The following is a 16,299-nucleotide window of genomic DNA, read 5'->3' as shown; positions in this document are numbered from 1 at the left end:
GCGCGACGCGCTGCTTCCCCTGATCCGTGAACCGGCCGCCCTTGGGCGGCCAACGTCTCTATGGTGGCCCCGTCGGCCCCTCGCGACGCTAGGTCGAAAATCCCGCCAGGGCCGGAAGGCAGCAACGGTATCGATCGACGCGGGCGCCGAGGTCAGCCGGCGGGGCCACCGCCTTTTTGGGCCGTGCCCCGCTCTGGTAGCTGCCAACCTTGGTTGGCGCCCTTCGCCGGGCATGGCCCGGCGCTACCGTGCTTCGGGCGTTCCTTGATGGAACACCACCCGCCATCCCTGCGCATGCCGGCGCCACAGCGAACTGCGCAGCACCCAGCGCTGCGGCTGGCCGTCGAGGTGGTAGCGGCTGCGGTAACGCACCTGGGCCAGGTCCTGCGTCAGCAGCGAGACTGCGTATTGCTCCGATTCGATCTGCACCTGCGCCCGTTCCAGCGGAATCTCGGCCAGCGCCGCCGTACGGCCGTAGCACTGGCCGGAGCTGCCGATCTCGCTGAAATCCTCATCCAGCAGTTCCGCCAGCCGCGCGCGATCGCCGCGCACCTGCGGGGTGTGCAGCGCGCGTTCCAGATGTTCCAGTTCGGCAGCCAGCGCTGCATCAGCAGGCTGGCCAGCGGTGTTCACGGCGGATCCTGCGCCAGCACGTGCGGCGCCGTCGGCGGCGCCAGCGGCACGCACTGCCCCGGCTGCGCGACGCGGTGTCCTCGCGCAGCAAGCGCCTGGCCATCGGCCGCGCTGGCGTAGTGGTAGAGCATCATCCGCGACTGCAGCTCGGCGCTGTATTCGCGCTCCAGGTCGTCCACGCCGGTGTGCGACGGGTTGCCATGCAGGCCGCAGTCGTGGGCGATCAGTTCGTTGTCATTGGCGAAGCGTGCCAGCATCTCCGGGATCGGCCGCGTATCGCCGCTCCAGGTCAGCGCGCCCTGCAGGCGCAGCCCGTAGGCCGTCTCCGGCCAGTGGTGGCGCGCCGGGAACACTTCCAGGCGCACACCCTCGTGCCAGAACGCATCGCCCACCACGATCAGCTGGAACGCATCCCAGAAGTTCGCGCCGCCCTCGGCCAGCACGTTGGGGTAATCGGCCACGCGCTTGTGCAGCAGCGGCACCAGGGTGGCCGGCACGTACAGGCGCACCTTGCCGCGCCGGTGCGTGTTGAAGAAGGTATCCACGAACAGCCGCTCGAAGCCGGCGACATGGTCCAGGTGCACGTGGGTGACGAACATCGCCTGCGGCAGGTGCCCGTAGTGCGCCTTGAACGCGGTCAGCCCTTCGCCGCCGCAATCGATGGTCAGCCACGGCCGGCCATCGCGCTCGATCACCGACATGGGCGAGCCCAGCTCGACCGCCGACGCATTGCCGACGCCGAGGAAACGCAATGACCAGTCCATCAGGTGCCCCGGTTCCAGGCCATGTCGTAGGCGCGACGCAGGCGCGCGTAATCCTTCTGCACGTCTTCCACGCTGCGCTCGCCGCGCAGCTTGACCAGCGAGCGCAGCAGGCGCTTGAGGTTGCGCTCGCGCCAGGCGGTGGCCGGGATGCGGATCACCCCGCGGTCGAAGTCGATCAGCCAGCCATGGCCGTTGCCATCGAACAGGATGTTGTGGGCGTTGAGGTCGGCGTGGTCCAGGCCGGCACGATGGAAGCGCGCGATCAGTCGGCCCGCCTCTTCCCACGGCGCGCCACGGCCGGCCACCAGCGCGCGGTCGGCCAGCGAACGTACGCCCTCGATGCGCTCCATCAGGATGGCCGCGCGGTAGCGCATGCCTTCACGCATGTAGAACGCGGCGATCGGCCGGGGCACCGGCAGCTTCTGCGCGCGCAGGGCACGCATCAGCCGGAATTCGGCGAAACTGCGGGTGCGATCCGCGCCGCGCCAGATGTACTGGTCCCGGCTGAGCTTGGCTGCCAGGCCACCGCGCAGGTAGTGCCGCAGCACGCCGGGGCCGAAGGACGCATCGACGAACCAGGCACTGCCGCGCCCGCCTTCCGCCACCGGCCGGGCCCTACTGCCCCAGTGCTGGGGCGAGAACAGGCCGACCTCGGCTTGCCGCAGCCGCTCGCGGTCGAACAGAATGGCCCCGATGCCGCGACCCTCGCGGCATGGCGTCAGCGCTTCATTGGCGTCAAATACGACCATTCCATTGAGTCTAACAACACATGGCATCAGCGTCCTCATCCTTGTGCCTCCTGCGCCTGTCTGCCCTGGGGGATGTCACCCACGTTGTGCCCCTGGTGCGCACCCTGCAGGCCGCGCGCCCGGACACGCCGATCCACTGGATCATCGACAAGGTCGGCCACAAGCTGCTTGATGGCCTGCCTGGCGTGGTCTTCCATGCGTACGACAAGAAGACCGGCATGGCCGGCGTCAAGGAACTGCGCAAGCAGCTGCCGCCGCGGCGCTTCGATGCGCTGCTGCAGATGCAGGTGGCGTTCCGCGCGAACCTGCTGTCGGCCTTCATTCCGGCCGAACGCCGCATCGGCTACGACCGCAGCCGCTCCAAGGACCTGCATGGGTTGTTCATCAACGAACGCATCCCCGATCGGCCGGGCATCCACGTGCTCGATGCCATCGGCAGCTTCTGCGAGCCGCTGGGCCTGCGCCAGACCGAAGTGAGCTGGGACCTGGCAGTGCCGCCGTCGGCCTACGAGTGGGCCGCTGCGCAGTGGCCCGATGATGGCCGCCCGGTGCTGATGATCTCGCCGTGCTCCAGCCACGTGATGCGCAACTGGTACGCCGACCGCTATGCAGCGGTGGCCAACCATGCCAGCGCGCGTGGCTGGCAGGTGGTGCTGTGCGGTGGCCGCAGCGAGCTGGAGCGCAGCATGGCCGATGCCATCCTCACCCAGCTGGCGACGCCGGCACTGGACCTGGTGGGCCGGGACACGCTGAAGCAGCTGCCGGCCCTGCTGGCCCGCGCCAACCTGGTGATGACTCCGGATTCGGGCCCGATGCACATCGCCAATGCGATGGGCACCAAGGTGCTGGGCCTGCATGCGGCCAGCAACCCGCACCGCAGCGGCCCATACTCCGACCGGCGCTACTGCGTGGACCGCTACGACGATGCCGCGCGCAAGTACCTGGGCAAGCAGGCGGCCGACCTCAAGTGGGGCACCAAGATCGAGTTCGATGATGTGATGGAACTGATCACCGTCGAGGACGGCATCGCCGCCTTCGAGCGCTACGTCGCCGATCACCTCGGCTGAGCGACCGGTGCGGGCCGCATGTGGCCCGCACCCTCCACGCAGGGCGTGGGGTTATTTGTACGACTTCTCTTCCACGTACGCCGAGCCCAGCGCCAGGTTGATCGCCTTCTTGATGCGCGCGCGCTCGTCGTTGCGCAGGTAGACGCTGCGGGCCAGGTCGACGAAGGCCTGGTCGAAGGCCTGCGCCTTCTCCTTCAGGCGGACCTCGTCCTCGATGTCCCACAGCTGCTCGTTGACCGCCTTCAGTTCGGCACGCAGCTTGGCGATGTCCTTCACCGCCGCCGGATGGCCCATCCAGGTGGTCTCCAGCGCGGACAGCTCGCGGCGCACGTTGGCCAGCTTGCCTTCATCGCTGATGCGCTCGGACTTGATCTGCAGGATCGAGATCTTGTCCAGCAGCTCGCCGAAAGAAACAGGCACAAGGATTTCAGCGGTCATGGCAGCGCTCCAGCAATTGATGCGCACATGGTAACCGCAGCGAAGACGCTGTTCCCGCGTGACAGCAACCCGATGGCGCGTCGGGTGGAACAAGCCCCTCTGTTGAGGGGCTGCCCCGACAGGGGCGGGTAGAGGCAGGCAAAGGGAGGGGCCCATTCGTTGCGCAGCAACGCATGGGGCGAAGCGCGCAAAGCGCGCATCGCATCCCGCGCCAGATTAAAAAAGAAGGGCTGCCTTTCGGCAGCCCTTCTTTTTTAATCTGGCGGAGAGGGGGGGATTCGAACCCCCGAGGCGCTATAAACGCCTGCCTGATTTCGAGTCAGGTACATTCAACCGCTCTGCCACCTCTCCAAGTGTTCCCCGGCGAACCGGGGACGCGCATCATACGAGGAAGCGCGGCAGACCACAAGCCATTGCAGCCCATCATGTGAAATATTTCTGACTGAACGCCTTGCCGGATGTCCGCTTGGCCGTGATGATGCCGTTCTCCCCGGCATTACCCCGCCCAGCAACCACCATGATCGAATTCGGACACCTCACCCACCCTGGCCTGCGCCGCGAGCTCAACGAGGACACCTACTACGGTGACAGCGAGCTGGCCCTGTGGCTGGTGGCCGACGGCATGGGCGGGCACGCCTGCGGCGAGGTGGCCAGTGCCCTGGCACGCGAGACCATCGTCCGCGAGATCCGCCGTGGCGCCCCGCTGGCCCACGCCATCCGCACCGCCGACGAGGAGATCATCCGTGCCTCGCGGCGGCGCAACGACACCCTGCCGATGGGCACCACCGTGGTCGCCGCACGCGTGCAGGGCAACCGCTATGAAGTGGCCTGGGTCGGCGACAGCCGCGCCTACATGTGGCGCGACGGCCAGCTGGCCCAGCTCAGCCAGGACCACAGCGTGGTGCAGGAACTGGTCGCGCAGGGCAACCTGACCGCCGAACAGGCGCGTGCCCACCCGCACCGCAACGTGGTCACCCAGGCACTGGGCGTGACCGACCCGAACCATCTGAACGTGGCCACCACCAGTGGCGAACTGCGCCCGGGCATGCAGCTGCTGCTGTGCAGTGACGGCCTGACCGAGGAAGTCGACGACCGCGACATCGCCCGCACCCTCGCCTACGACGACGCCAGCGCCCAGGAATGCGTGGACAGCCTGGTCGCCTCGGCCCTGGACGGCGGCGGCTCGGACAACATCACCGTAATTCTGGTGCGCTGCCATTAACCGGTAGATCCACGCCATGCGTGGATGGGAGACGGTAGTGCCGGCCGCTGGCCGGCATCGCCCCAACCGCGCTTACGCGCTCGCGACCTCTTCCACCTTCGGGCCATCCCACAAGGCGTGGCCGGCCTTCTTGCGCAGGCGCTCCAGCCGCGCGGTGTGCGCTTCCAGCTCCGAGGACGTGGCCACCACGCGCGGGCGCGGCAGCAGCTTGCTGGTGTCGAAGGCCAGCAGCGCGGCGCCATCGGCCCCGCTGTCGTCCTCCAGGCCGAAGCCGATCTCTTCCTGCCCCGAGGTCAGCGCGATGTAGACATCGCCCAGGATCTGCGCATCGAGCAGGCCGCCGTGCAGCGCACGGTGCGAGTTGTCCACGCCCAGGCGCCGGCACAGGGCATCCAGCGAATTGCGCTGGCCGGGGAAGCGCTCGCGCGCCATCGCCAGGGTATCGATCACCGTGCAGCGGTCGGTGATCTTGCCGTACTGCGGCCCCAGCAGGGACAGCTCGTAATCGAGGAAGCCCAGATCGAATGCCGCGTTGTGGATGATCAGCTCGGCGCCATCGATGAACGCCAGGAACTCCTCGGCAATCTGCGCGAACTCCGGCTTGTCGGCGAGGAAGTCCAGGCTCAGGCCGGTGACTTCCTGCGCACCCTGCTCGAAGTCGACGTCGGGCCTGATGTACTGGTGGTAGTTGTTGTTGGTCGGGCGGCGCTTGAACAGCTCCACGCAGCCGATTTCAACGATGCGGTTGCCCTTCTTCCATTCCAGGCCGGTGGTTTCGGTATCGAGGATGATCTGACGCATGGGCTCAGTTTACCGGGCTGCCGTCGCGGATCTGGATCGCGGCATTGCGCGCCAGGGTGTCGACCCGCTCGTTGTCGGGGTCACCGGAGTGGCCCTTCACCCAGCGCCAGTCGATCTGGTGCCGCAACGTGGCCGCATGCAGGCGCTCCCACAGCTCGCGGTTCTTCACCGGGTCGCCGCCGGCGGTCTTCCAGTTCTTGCGGATCCACCCCGCCATCCACTGGGTCAGGCCCTGCCGCACATACTGCGAATCGGTATAGAGCACGATCTCGCAGGCTTCGGTAAGGCTTTCCAGCGCGGAAATGGCCGCCATCAGCTCCATCCGGTTGTTGGTGGTGTGCGCTTCGCCGCCACTCAGTTCGCGCTCGTGGCCCTTGTAGCGCAGCAGTGCGGCCCAGCCACCCGGGCCGGGATTGCCGAGGCAGGAACCGTCGGTGTGGATTTCGATGGTTTTCAATACAACTCCAGATCAGGTAGCAACGGTGCCGTACCAGCGCACCGGCAGCGGGGTCGGCCCGGGCAGGGCCAGCGTACGTTTTTCGGCATGGAACAGGCAGGCCGCGCGCAGCGGCGCCCAGCCCGCCCGACGGCGGCTGCCGGCGCCCTGCCACAGCGGCCCCAGGTAGCGGGTGTCATCGCATTCCAGGCCATGGCGGGCCAGCAGCAGGCGCAGCCGCTGCGGCGTGCGCACCACCAGCCCATGCTGGCGCCAGCGGGTACGGAAGGGGCTGAACGGGTTGAGGCTGCTCAGCCACAACTGGCCGCCGGGCATCAGCACGCGCGAGCACTCATCCAGCAGGTAGTCGGCATCGGCGGCGGTGACATGCTGCAGCACGATGGCGTTGACGCTTTCATTGGCCAGCGGCAGCGGCAGCGCGCAGCGGGTATCACCGGCATAGCCGGCGCCCTCGCGGTACAGGCGCAGGCCGCGGCCGCCCAGCTGCGCATCCTCCAGCCAGGAGGCCGTGGGTGCGATCCACAACCAGGGCTGGGACGGCAGGCCGGCCAGCCGTGGCAGCAGCAGCTGGCGCTCAAGCAGGCGCAGGGCTGCCGCCGGCTCGCTGTCGAACCACGGCACCAGGCTCGCTTGACGGTGGCTCTGCAGCAGGGGCATGGTCCAATTCTATGCGACTGACTGCCCTGACCGCATTTGCGGACAACTACATCTGGATGCTGATCGCCGACGATGGCGCCGCCGTGGTCGTCGACCCCGGCGATGCCGCGCCGGTGCTGGCGCTTGCCGATCAAGGCCTGCGCGTGGACACCATCCTGCTGACCCACCACCACGACGACCACATCGGCGGCGTGCCCGCGCTGCAGGCGCGTTTTCCCGGCGCGCGGGTGATCGCGCCGGTCGACGAGCGCATCCCGACCGCCACCGAACGGGTGGGCGAAGGTGAACGCGTTCAGGCACTGGGCCGGATGTTCCACGTACTATCCGTGCCCGGGCATACCCGCAGCCACATCGCGTTTCACACTGCTGAACATCTTTTCAGCGGAGATTCGTTGTTCAGCCTGGGCTGTGGGCGCCTGTTCGAAGGTACGCCGTCCCAGCTGCTGGCGTCGATGCGCAAGCTGGGTACCTTGCCTGTGCAACTGCTGCTTTGTTGCGCCCACGAGTACACCGTGTCAAATGCCGTCTTCGCGCGGCATGTCGACCCCGCCAACGCTGCCCTGTGGCAGCGCCAAGAGGAGGCTTTGGCCATGCGCCGCGATGACCGTTCCACCCTGCCGGTAACCCTGGCCAACGAGCTGGACTGCAATCCGTTCCTGCGTGTGCACACCGCGCCGATCCGCGCGGCGGTGTCAGCGCACCTGGGGCGCGATGTCGTGGACGACGTCGATGTCATGGCCGGTCTCCGGCACTGGAAAGACGGCTTCCGCGCATGATGCGCCGAAGTCTGCCGCTGGCCCTGGGCCTTGTCCTGGGGCTGGCCGGAAACGCGGGCGCGCAGTCGCTGGGCGCCGGCATCAGCCAGAACCTGACCGCCGCGTCGGCCGTGCCGATGGATCCGTCCCTGTTGCCGGCCGCCTCGGTCCGCAACGGCCAGGAGATCTTCGCCAGCTTCCGCGAGGGCCTGGCTGAACCGACCTGCGAGGCCGAGGCCACCAGCCCGCGCTGGCAGAAGCAGTTCGCCCATGCCCCCTCGCGCCTGGCCAACCAGGATGACGATGCGCTGGTGCTGTTCGGCTACGTGGTCGAAGAACTGCGCAAGGCCAGCCTGCCCACCGAATTCGCGCTCATCCCGTTCGTGGAGAGCGGCTACCGCCCCAACGCCCGCAACGGCAGCGGCCCGACCGGCCTGTGGCAGTTCATCGCCACCACCGCGCGCAACCACCGCGTGCCGATGGCCAACGGCTACGACGGCCGCCTGTCGGCCGTGGATTCCACCCAGGCCGCGGTGCGTTACCTGAAGACCCTGCACGGCATGTTCGGCGGCGACTGGCGCCTGGCCACCATGGCCTACAACGCCGGCGAGTACCGCGTGCTGCAGTCGATGCGCAAGGCGGGAATGAACGCGCAGAACGCCAAGCCGGCCGCCCTGCCCGGCCTGTCGCCGGTCACCCACGCCTACGTCGAGAAGCTGCATGCCCTGGCCTGTGTGCTGGAGGATGCCGAAGACGAACCCGGCGTGATGGCCTCGCTGGACCGCACCGTGCCGGTGCTGAAAGGCCACACCCTGCCAGCGGGCACCAGCGTGCAGCAGTGGGCGGCGCAGCGTGCGCTGGACCCGAACCGCATTGCCCGCCTGAACCCAGCCCTGGCCGGCAGCAGCCGCCCGTCAGGCACCACCCGCGTGCTGGCCCCGGTGGCCGCCGCCTCTGCGCCGGTTGACGATGTCGCCACGGTTGCGACCGCAGCGACCTTCGTTGCCCCCAGCGCAAGCCTGCAGCCGGCCCCGCAGGTCGCCAGGACCGTGGCCAGCGCGGCCGACCGCCCGCGCAACCGCCGCCACACCGTACGCAACGGTGAATCAGCCTGGACCATCGCCCGCCGCTACGGCATGCCGGTGAAGGCCCTGCTCTCGTTGAACGGCCTGAGCGGCAGCAGCGTGCTGAAGCCCGGCGCCGTGCTGCGCATCGAAGACTGACAGCCGCAGCCGGCGGCTGCCCCCGCTGTTCGTAGAGGTCGAGCTTGCTCGACCGCTCTTCCGCTCTTCCGCCCTTTGTAGAGTCGAGCCATGCTCGACTGCTTCTTCACGTCTCCACAAAAGCAGTCGAGCATGGCTCGACTCTACATACAGCGGACGCGCCAACAAAAAAGGCCCGGCATTGCCGGGCCTTCTTCGTCCTGCTCGCCTGGCGGCTTACAGGTTCGCTTCGGTGGTCTGCACCACGAACTTCTTGCGCATCGCGTCGATGTAGGCCTTGGCTGCCGCCATGCCGTCGATCTGGCTCAGCTGGTCCTTCAGCTGCTTCTGCTGTTCCGGCGTCACTTCCTTGATGTTGCCCGGGGTGACCTTGTTCACCACGAACACCAGCGCGTGGCCGTTGACGTCGACCTTGCCGAAGCTCGGCTTGCCTTCGGCCGGCACCGGCGCACTGAAGATGGCGCGGTTGATTTCCGGGGTCGGCACCGGCTGGCTGCGCGGCAGGCCCGGCATCGGGCTGACCTGCAGCTTGTCGCTGGCCACCAGCGACTGCAGGCTGGCACCGCCCTTCAGCTTGGCCAGCACGGCGTCAGCCGCCTTGTCGCTGGCCTGGCGCTGGCGGTCGGCACGGATCGCGGCGATGACCTGCTCACGGGCCTTGTCCAGCGGCAGTGCCTGTTCCGGGGTGTGCGCGGCCACGCGGATCACGACACTGTGGTTGGTGCTGCCGCCCAGGGCGATCGGATCGCTGGCGGTACCGTCCTGCACCATCACGTCGGAGAACGCCGAGCGCAGCACGGCCGGATCGGCGGCGATACCGCTGGCGGTGGCACGGGTGATCGGGCCCAGGGTCTGCACCGGCAGGTCGACCGACTTGGCTGCAGCAACGAGGTCGCTCGGGCTCTTGTTGATGGCATCGACCAGACGGCCGGCCAGATCGTTGAAGCCACGCTCGCCGTCGGCCTTCAGCTGCTCGGCGGCCAGCACGTCACGCACTTCCTCGAACGACTTGCCTTCGCCACCGCGCACGGCCGCGACCTTGATGATGTGGTAACCGAAGTCGGTCTTGACCGGACCGATCACGTCACCAGCCTTGGCGGCGAACAGCGCGTCCTCGAACGGCTTCACCATCGCGCCACGCTCGACCCAGCCCAGGTCACCGCCCTGGTCCTTGGAACCCGGGTCTTCCGAGTTGGCCTTGGCCAGCGCGGCGAAGTCGGCACCGGCCGCCTTGGCTTCGGTGGCCAGCTTGGCGGCCTTGGCTTCGGCACCGTCGCCGGTGATCAGGATGTGCGAGGCCTGGCGCTGTTCCGGGGTCGCGAACTTGGCCTTCTCTTCTTCATAGCGCTTGCGCAGGGTGGCCTCATCGGCCGGCACCGGCGCCGGCAGGTTGGCACCGTTGAGCTCGACGTATTCCAGCGAGACCGATTCGGCCTGGCGGAAATCCTTGCCGTGGCTGTCATACCACTGCTTGATCTGCGCGTCGGTGACCGGCGCGGTATCGGCCGGGACTTCCGGCAGCGCGACCAGCTCGACGTCACGGGTTTCACCCAGCAGCTTCAGCAGGCGCTCGGTCTCGGCCTGGGTGACGAAGCCGGAGTTCTGCAGGCCGGCCGGGATCACCGACTGCTGCAGGCTGGCACGCACTTCTTCCTGGAACTGCGACGGGGTACGCGGCGGATTGCCACCGCCCAGCGCCAGCCGGTAGTTGTTCTCGTTGAACTTGCCATCGCTGCCGAGGAAGGCCGGGATGGTCATGATGTAGTCGCGCACGGCGCCGTCACCGACGACCACGCCGGCCTGTTCGCCCACCAGGCGCACGACCTGCTCGTCGATCAGCTGGTCCAGCACGGCCAGCTTGTTCTCGGTGCTCTCGAACGCGCGCGGGTCGAAGTTCTCGCCCTGCTGCTGGCGCTCACGCATGCGCTCCTGCTCGAAGCGGGTGCGGAAATCCTGCGCGCTGATCTCGTGGTGCTGCCACAGCATGCGCACCGGCCACCACGACGGCGCCGAGCGCCACCAGGTCGGCGGTGCCGAAACCTTGGCCACGTTCTGTGCGCCGACACCACCGAGGTAGCTGTTGTCGATCACGAACAGGAACGGAATCATCAGCAGCCCCAGGATCACGGTGACGATCCAGCCTGAGGTCTTGTCGCGGAGTTTCTGCAGCATGGTGAGGAATCACATGGCCTGATTGGCGAGCCCGGCAGTGTAACCCGCTTCGCGGCCCGCACCAAAAACGGCGCGGAGGCAGGCGGGACAAGGATCTGCGCCGCATGCGCAGCCGCCACGCCCATGCCAGCGCTGGGCGCAGACGCGGCAGCCGGCGCATACTGGCCGGTCAGATGGGCGGCATGCCCCGGCTGCGGCGCGTCACAGGCACAAGGAGGACCCCGTCCATGCGCATCCTGGTCACCGGCGCCTCCGGCTTCGTGGGGGGTGCCCTGCTGCGCCGCCTTGCCGACGTGCCCGGCGTGCAGGCCTTCGGTGTCGCCCGCCGCCCGCTGCCCCTGCCCAACTACGCCGCGCGCGACCTGTCGCAGCCGTTCGAGCTGCCGTTCCGGCCCGACGTGGTGGTACATGCCGCCGCCCGCGTCGCCCCCTGGGGTACCCCGGCGCAGTTCCGCCAGCAGAACGTGGACACCACCGCACAGGTGATCGAGTTCTGCCGCCGCGCCGGCCATCCGCGCCTGCTGCTGGTGTCCAGCACCGCGGTGTTCTACCGCGAGGCGCACCAGCATGATCTGGACGAGGACAGCCCGATCGGTCCCGCTTTCCTGAATGAATACGCGCGCAGCAAGGCCGAGGCCGAGCGCCTGCTGGCCCGCTACGACGGCCCGTCCTGCATCCTGCGCCCGCGCGCGGTGTTCGGCCCCGGTGACACCGTGCTGCTGCCCCGCCTGCTGGCGGCCGCGCGCCGCGGCAGCGTGCCGCTGCTGGTCAGCCCCGGTGGCCCGCCGAAGATCGACCTGATCCACATCGACACGCTGGTGGAGTACCTGCTGCGCGCCGCCCAGGCCCCGCAGCTGGGCGCGGCCTACAACCTGACCAATGCCGCCCCGGTGGACCTGCACGCCCTGCTGAAGCGATTGCTGGCCGCCCTGCAACTGCCAGCCCCACGCCGCCGCGTGCCGACCGCGCTGGCCCTGCGCGCGGCCAGCGTGATCGAAGCCGCTTGGCGCGTCCTGCGCCTGCGCAGCGAACCGCCGATCACCCGCTTCGGCGTGGCCGCCTTCGCCTATTCAAAAACCTTCAATCCGCAGCGCATGCTGGCAGACCTAGGGCCACCACAGGTTTCGCTGGAGGACGGTATCGAACGCTTCATCAGCGAGCAGCGTGCGCAATGGTCGGCCTGAGCCTGAACGGGATCGCCCTGGCCAGCCTGCTGCTGGCGGCCCTGTACCTGCTGCTGATGGGCCTCAAGGCGGTCGGCGCGCTGCGCATCCTCGGCCAGTGTCCGCCCCGGCCGCAGGCGCCCGCCGGCCATGACGTCCGCGGCATCGCCATCCTGCAGCCCATCCTCGGCGGCGACCCGCTGCTGGCGCAGGTGCTGCAGCACAACCTGCAGGCGCTGCCCGGCGCGCATTTCCACTGGCTGCTGGATGATGCCGATGCCATCGGACGCGCTACTGCGGATGCGCTGTGCGCTGCACACCCCGGCCACCAGATCACCTGCCTGCTCTACCCGGCCGCACCGGAAGGGACCAACCCGAAGACCTTCAAGCTGGACGCGGTGCTGCCGCAGGTGCGCGAACCGGTGCTGCTGGTGCTGGACGACGATGCGCGCCTGTCGGCGGCGGCGCTGGCGCAGCTGGTCGATGAACTGGGCGCCGCCGACGCCGACCTGGTCACCGCCCTGCCCTGCTACCGCGACGACGGCGCGCGCGGCGCACGCCTGATGGCGCAGTTCGTCAATAACAATGCGGTGCTGACCTACCTCGGCCTGCTGCCGTGGCTGCCGCCGCTGTCGATCAACGGCATGTGCTACGCGCTGCGCAGCGAACGCCTGCGTGAGCTGGGCGGATTCACCCCGCTGCTGCGTATGCTGGCCGACGACCTGGCCCTGGCCCGTGCGCTGCGCCGACAGGGGGCGCGCCTGTTCCAGTCCACCGCGCCGGTGGAAGTGCAGACCCACGTGCCGACGCTGCAGCGCTACCGCCAGCAGATGCACCGCTGGATGCTGTTCGCGGTGCTGCTGCTGCGCGATGAATCACCGCGCCTGCGCCTGTTGATCGGCGTGCTGCATGGCCTGCCACCGCTGCTGCTGTGGGCGCTGCTGGTGCTGGCGGTGCTGCCGCCGATCGGGCCGCCAGCGCTCGTTGCCGCGCTGGTGCTGGTGCTGCGCGCAGGCCTGCTGGTGCACCTGCAGCGCTGCGCCGGCGGCCGCGCCCGGCATCGTCCGCTGGCCTCGCTGCTGGCCGAACTGCTGCAGCCGCTGCATCTGCTGCATGCGGCCTGCGTGCGGCGCATCCGCTGGCGCACGCGGCTGTACCAGGTGCGGGCGAATGATGATTTCCAGGGCGGCTGAGCCGATGCCCACGGCCGCACCGCAACTGCAACTGGCCTTCCTCACCGGGCAGAGCGATCCGGCGCGCTGTGCGCTGAGCCCGCTCCAGCGCGCATTCGGCGATGCTCTGCTGGCACCGGGGCGGGTGCTGCATCCCTGCAATTTCCCTTACGACGCCGCCACGCCCGATCACCAGCCCGCCGCGCTACTGGCAGCCAGCTGGCACAACAGCCGCCACTACCTGCGCTCGCGCCAGCCGGGTTTCGCCGCAGCACACGCGCCAGCACTGGCCCAGCTGCTGCACGCCGCACCGCACACCCTGCTGCTGGTGGGCAGCTGCGGGCTGGAGCTGCTGGCCAACCTCACCCTGCCGCCGGCCCTGGCGCAGCGCTGCAGCGTGCTGGCCTACGGGCCGGTCGCACGCCGCGCACCTGCGGTCGCCCACCTCCAGATCCTGGTGGGCCGCCAGGACTGGATCTCGCGGCTGGGCTGGCGCGGCGCACGGCAGTGGGTCGACAGCGGTCACATGGATTATCTGCAGCAGCCGGACGTGCTCTCCATCGCCCGCGACCTGGCCGCGCGCCTGCAGCAGGAATACGCATGAAGATCGAACTGCTCGCCCCGCCCTACAGCGGCCATCTGCACCCGATCCTCGCCATCGCGCGGCAACTGCAGCCACAGCACGACGTAACCGTGCTGAGCACACCCGGTGCGCAGGCGGCAATCTCGGCCAGCGGACTCAACGGTGGCGTGCTGCTGTCGGCAGACCAGGAATCAGCGCTGTGGCAGATCGCCAACCCGCCCAAGCCGGTCAAGGCCAATCCACTGCGCCTGCACGCGCAGCTGACCCAGGCGCTGCGGCTGATGGAACAGATGCGGGAATCGCTGCAGCAGCGCTGGCAGCACGCACGCCCGGATCTGGCCATCGTCGATTTCACCCTGCCCCCGGCCGGATTGCTGGCCGCCGAGCTCGGCATCCGCTGGTGGACCAGCCTGCCCTCGCCCTGCGTGCTGGACTGCATGGACGGCCCGCCGCCGTATCTGGGCGGCCAGCGCCCGGCGCGCACGGGCTGGCAGGCGCTGCAGCATGCTGGTGGCCGCCAGCTGACCCGGCTGTTCAAGCGCGGCGTGCACGCGTGGCAGCGCCCGGCGATGCAGCGGCTGGGCGTGCCGTCGATCTATCGCGCCGATGGCAGCGAACGCGTGTATTCAGATGAATGCATCCTCGCCCTGGGCGTGCCGGAGCTGGAATTCCCGCGTACCTGGCCACGCGCACTGCAGTTCATCGGGCCGATGCTGCATACACCGCCCAGCACGCACGCAGCACCGCCGTTCGTGGATGGCGCGCGGCATCTGCTGGTCACCGCCGGCACCCACCAGGACTGGATCAAACCGCGCCTGGCCGAGGCGGCGACGACGCTGGCGGCGCTGCACCCGCAGTGGCAGATCCACGTCAGCGACGGCCACCAGCATGAAACAAGCGATGCATTGCAGCCGCTGCCGAACCTGCACCGGCTGCCATTCGTCGATTACGCGCGCCACCTGCACCGCTATGACCGCGTGCTGCACCACGGTGGCGCCGGCGTGATGTACCACGCACTGCGCGCCGGCGTGCCATCGCTGGTCCATCCACTGGATTACGACCAGTTCGACCACGCCGCGAGACTGCAGGACGCAGGCGCAGGGCTGTGGCTGCGCGATCTGGATCAGCTGCCAGCGCTGTTCGCACGCGCACTGCAGGCCGATGCGTTCCCGGGGCTGGCCGCGCTGCAGGCATCGGTGCAGCGGCATATGGCCATCGAGGCGGTGCTGGACCGCGCCGCATCGCTCGAGCGGTAGCGCCGGGCCACGCCCGGCGTAGATCGACCCCGAAAAAGCAAAATGCCCGCAGGTCCAGGACCGACGGGCATCTTCGTTGACACTTCAAACTCTGCTGGCGGAGCGGACGGGACTCGAACCCGCGACCTCCGGCGTGACAGGCCAGCATTCTAACCAGCTGAACTACCGCTCCACATGGGCAGAACTTGTTGGGATCCGGGATGGCGGAGCGGACGGGACTCGAACCCGCGACCTCCGGCGTGACAGGCCAGCATTCTAACCAGCTGAACTACCGCTCCACAGCACTTCCAGATACCCCTGCTTGCAACTTGGCGGAGCGGACGGGACTCGAACCCGCGACCTCCGGCGTGACAGGCCAGCATTCTAACCAGCTGAACTACCGCTCCACGTTTGCTGCAAACCTTTCTGTCTCCCCCGGCCGAGGCCGGTTGAAACAAGGCGCCCGGTTGCCCGGGAGCCCTTGAAACTGGCGGAGCGGACGGGACTCGAACCCGCGACCTCCGGCGTGACAGGCCAGCATTCTAACCAGCTGAACTACCGCTCCAGTTGTGTTGCTGTTTTCCCGAAGGGCGAACCCTTGAAGAAAACAAAGCCCCCAGTTGCCCGGGGGCCTCGCGTCAAAGTGGCGGAGCGGACGGGACTCGAACCCGCGACCTCCGGCGTGACAGGCCAGCATTCTAACCAGCTGAACTACCGCTCCACACTTGAACTTTTACTGCGGTGCTGTGGTGGGTGCTGAGGGTTTCGAACCCCCGACCCTCTCCGTGTAAAGGAGACGCTCTACCGCTGAGCTAAGCACCCCAGCGAGCCGCTTAGTTTACAGCATCCTTCAGGGCCTTACCAGCCTTGAACGACGGATTCTTCGAAGCAGCGATCTTGATGGTGTCGCCGGTCTTCGGGTTGCGGCCGGTGCGGGCAGCACGGTCGCGGACCTGGAAGGTACCGAAGCCAACCAGGGTGACCGCATCGCCGTCCTTCAGCGCCTTGGTGACGGCAGCAACGACGGCATCGACAGCGCGGCTGGACTCGGCCTTGGTCAGGTCGGCGGCTTCAGCAACGGCATCGATCAATTCGGTCTTGTTCATTCTGTACAACTCCTTTGGCGGTGGGTTCCGCTTATTCGACAGGGAAGCAACCGCACGCGATGCGCGCACGGCCGCCATGTGGAAACTGTTCGCCGAATTCAG

At 68.3% G+C, this 16,299-nt stretch carries 17 protein-coding genes, 7 tRNA genes and 1 other RNA gene; 9 read left to right on the top strand and 16 right to left on the bottom strand.

All coding sequences use genetic code 11. The annotated features are described in order from the left end of the window. The first annotated feature begins 69 nt into the window (after positions 1-69). An RNA gene (ffs, locus tag C1925_RS05255) (signal recognition particle sRNA small type) lies at positions 70-166 on the top strand. 77 nt (positions 167-243) lie between these two features. On the opposite strand, the gene C1925_RS05250 is transcribed toward ffs, so the two are convergent. From C1925_RS05250 to C1925_RS05240, 3 genes are read right to left on the bottom strand one after another with little or no spacing between them, the layout of a single operon-like run. Continuing rightward, positions 244-633: a nuclear transport factor 2 family protein gene (locus C1925_RS05250; protein ID WP_108767971.1), complete on the bottom strand. Its 390-nt coding sequence runs from the start codon at positions 631-633 to the stop codon at positions 244-246. Further along, positions 630-1,397: an MBL fold metallo-hydrolase gene (locus C1925_RS05245; RefSeq protein WP_108767970.1), complete on the bottom strand. Its 768-nt coding sequence runs from the start codon at positions 1,395-1,397 to the stop codon at positions 630-632. The genes C1925_RS05250 and C1925_RS05245 overlap by 4 nt, the downstream gene beginning before the upstream one ends. Continuing rightward, on the bottom strand, positions 1,397-2,146 hold the full coding sequence (locus C1925_RS05240) for a 3-deoxy-D-manno-octulosonic acid kinase (RefSeq protein WP_108767969.1): 750 nt from the start codon (positions 2,144-2,146) through the stop codon (positions 1,397-1,399). The genes C1925_RS05245 and C1925_RS05240 overlap by 1 nt, the downstream gene beginning before the upstream one ends. A 20-nt stretch (positions 2,147-2,166) precedes the next feature. Here C1925_RS05240 and C1925_RS05235 point away from each other — a divergent pair, with 20 nt between their 5' ends. After that, on the top strand, positions 2,167-3,213 hold the full coding sequence (locus tag C1925_RS05235) for a glycosyltransferase family 9 protein (protein ID WP_108767968.1): 1,047 nt from the start codon (positions 2,167-2,169) through the stop codon (positions 3,211-3,213). A gap of 51 nt (positions 3,214-3,264) precedes the next feature. On the opposite strand, the gene C1925_RS05230 is transcribed toward C1925_RS05235, so the two are convergent. Together C1925_RS05230 and C1925_RS05225 are read right to left on the bottom strand one after the other, a co-directional pair. Further along, positions 3,265-3,651: a DUF6165 family protein gene (locus C1925_RS05230; RefSeq protein ID WP_108767967.1), complete on the bottom strand. Its 387-nt coding sequence runs from the start codon at positions 3,649-3,651 to the stop codon at positions 3,265-3,267. 260 nt (positions 3,652-3,911) lie between these two features. Further along, a tRNA-Ser gene (locus tag C1925_RS05225) sits at positions 3,912-4,002 on the bottom strand. Positions 4,003-4,168: 166 nt separating this feature from the next. On the opposite strand from C1925_RS05225, the gene C1925_RS05220 reads away from it, so the two are divergent. Beyond that, positions 4,169-4,873: a protein phosphatase 2C domain-containing protein gene (locus tag C1925_RS05220; protein WP_108767966.1), complete on the top strand. Its 705-nt coding sequence runs from the start codon at positions 4,169-4,171 to the stop codon at positions 4,871-4,873. Positions 4,874-4,945: 72 nt separating this feature from the next. Here the strand turns inward: C1925_RS05220 and dnaQ are convergent, their stop codons facing one another. Genes dnaQ through C1925_RS05205 form a run of 3 tightly spaced genes read right to left on the bottom strand, consistent with a single transcriptional unit; the run spans position 4,946 to position 6,788 of the window. Continuing rightward, positions 4,946-5,674, bottom strand: coding sequence for a DNA polymerase III subunit epsilon (dnaQ, locus tag C1925_RS05215; RefSeq protein WP_108767965.1), 729 nt, complete (start codon positions 5,672-5,674; stop codon positions 4,946-4,948). A gap of 4 nt (positions 5,675-5,678) precedes the next feature. Further along, a complete protein-coding gene (gene rnhA, locus C1925_RS05210) occupies positions 5,679-6,131 on the bottom strand; it encodes a ribonuclease HI (protein ID WP_108767964.1) in 453 nt (150 codons plus the stop codon). Positions 6,132-6,143: 12 nt separating this feature from the next. Then, positions 6,144-6,788: a class I SAM-dependent methyltransferase gene (locus C1925_RS05205; protein WP_108767963.1), complete on the bottom strand. Its 645-nt coding sequence runs from the start codon at positions 6,786-6,788 to the stop codon at positions 6,144-6,146. An 11-nt stretch (positions 6,789-6,799) separates the two neighbouring features. On the opposite strand from C1925_RS05205, the gene gloB reads away from it, so the two are divergent. After that, on the top strand, positions 6,800-7,564 hold the full coding sequence (gene gloB, locus C1925_RS05200) for a hydroxyacylglutathione hydrolase (RefSeq protein WP_108767962.1): 765 nt from the start codon (positions 6,800-6,802) through the stop codon (positions 7,562-7,564). Further along, positions 7,561-8,766 carry a lytic transglycosylase domain-containing protein gene (locus C1925_RS05195; protein ID WP_108767961.1) on the top strand — a complete coding sequence of 402 codons (1,206 nt, stop codon included), beginning with the start codon at positions 7,561-7,563 and terminating at the stop codon, positions 8,764-8,766. Before gloB ends, C1925_RS05195 begins: the two co-directional genes overlap by 4 nt. Before the next feature lie 216 nt (positions 8,767-8,982). Here the strand turns inward: C1925_RS05195 and C1925_RS05190 are convergent, their stop codons facing one another. Next, complete coding sequence (locus C1925_RS05190; protein ID WP_108767960.1) at positions 8,983-10,938, bottom strand: peptidyl-prolyl cis-trans isomerase; 1,956 nt, start codon at positions 10,936-10,938, stop codon at positions 8,983-8,985. 227 nt (positions 10,939-11,165) lie between these two features. On the opposite strand from C1925_RS05190, the gene C1925_RS05185 reads away from it, so the two are divergent. The 4 genes from C1925_RS05185 to C1925_RS05170 are packed head-to-tail and all read left to right on the top strand — an operon-like array spanning position 11,166 to position 15,112. Next, positions 11,166-12,122 carry an NAD(P)-dependent oxidoreductase gene (locus C1925_RS05185; RefSeq protein WP_254051391.1) on the top strand — a complete coding sequence of 319 codons (957 nt, stop codon included), beginning with the start codon at positions 11,166-11,168 and terminating at the stop codon, positions 12,120-12,122. Next, positions 12,110-13,294, top strand: coding sequence for a glycosyltransferase (locus C1925_RS05180; RefSeq protein WP_108767959.1), 1,185 nt, complete (start codon positions 12,110-12,112; stop codon positions 13,292-13,294). The genes C1925_RS05185 and C1925_RS05180 overlap by 13 nt, the downstream gene beginning before the upstream one ends. Further along, complete coding sequence (locus C1925_RS05175; protein ID WP_159097487.1) at positions 13,272-13,877, top strand: hypothetical protein; 606 nt, start codon at positions 13,272-13,274, stop codon at positions 13,875-13,877. The genes C1925_RS05180 and C1925_RS05175 overlap by 23 nt, the downstream gene beginning before the upstream one ends. After that, positions 13,874-15,112, top strand: a complete 1,239-nt coding sequence (locus C1925_RS05170; protein ID WP_108767957.1) for a nucleotide disphospho-sugar-binding domain-containing protein — start codon at positions 13,874-13,876, stop codon at positions 15,110-15,112. The genes C1925_RS05175 and C1925_RS05170 overlap by 4 nt, the downstream gene beginning before the upstream one ends. Positions 15,113-15,207: 95 nt before the next feature. On the opposite strand, the gene C1925_RS05165 is transcribed toward C1925_RS05170, so the two are convergent. The 7 genes from C1925_RS05165 to C1925_RS05135 all read right to left on the bottom strand — a co-directional run bounded on the left by C1925_RS05165 (position 15,208) and on the right by C1925_RS05135 (position 16,197). After that, positions 15,208-15,284, bottom strand: a tRNA-Asp gene (locus tag C1925_RS05165). 29 nt (positions 15,285-15,313) lie between these two features. Beyond that, positions 15,314-15,390, bottom strand: a tRNA-Asp gene (locus C1925_RS05160). A 31-nt stretch (positions 15,391-15,421) separates the two neighbouring features. Continuing rightward, positions 15,422-15,498: transfer RNA gene (locus C1925_RS05155), tRNA-Asp, on the bottom strand. Between the two features lie 81 nt (positions 15,499-15,579). Beyond that, a tRNA-Asp gene (locus tag C1925_RS05150) sits at positions 15,580-15,656 on the bottom strand. 79 nt (positions 15,657-15,735) lie between these two features. Then, positions 15,736-15,812 (bottom strand) — tRNA-Asp (locus C1925_RS05145). Between the two features lie 26 nt (positions 15,813-15,838). Continuing rightward, positions 15,839-15,913 (bottom strand) — tRNA-Val (locus tag C1925_RS05140). A gap of 11 nt (positions 15,914-15,924) precedes the next feature. Beyond that, positions 15,925-16,197: an HU family DNA-binding protein gene (locus C1925_RS05135; protein ID WP_004146343.1), complete on the bottom strand. Its 273-nt coding sequence runs from the start codon at positions 16,195-16,197 to the stop codon at positions 15,925-15,927. Between the last annotated feature and the right edge of the window lie 102 nt (positions 16,198-16,299).

The sequence above is a fragment of the Stenotrophomonas sp. SAU14A_NAIMI4_5 genome, assembly GCF_003086795.1.
GTDB lineage: Bacteria > Pseudomonadota > Gammaproteobacteria > Xanthomonadales > Xanthomonadaceae > Stenotrophomonas.
Note: the sequence above shows the minus strand (reverse complement) of the source record. Positions and strands in the feature narration are given on the sequence as shown.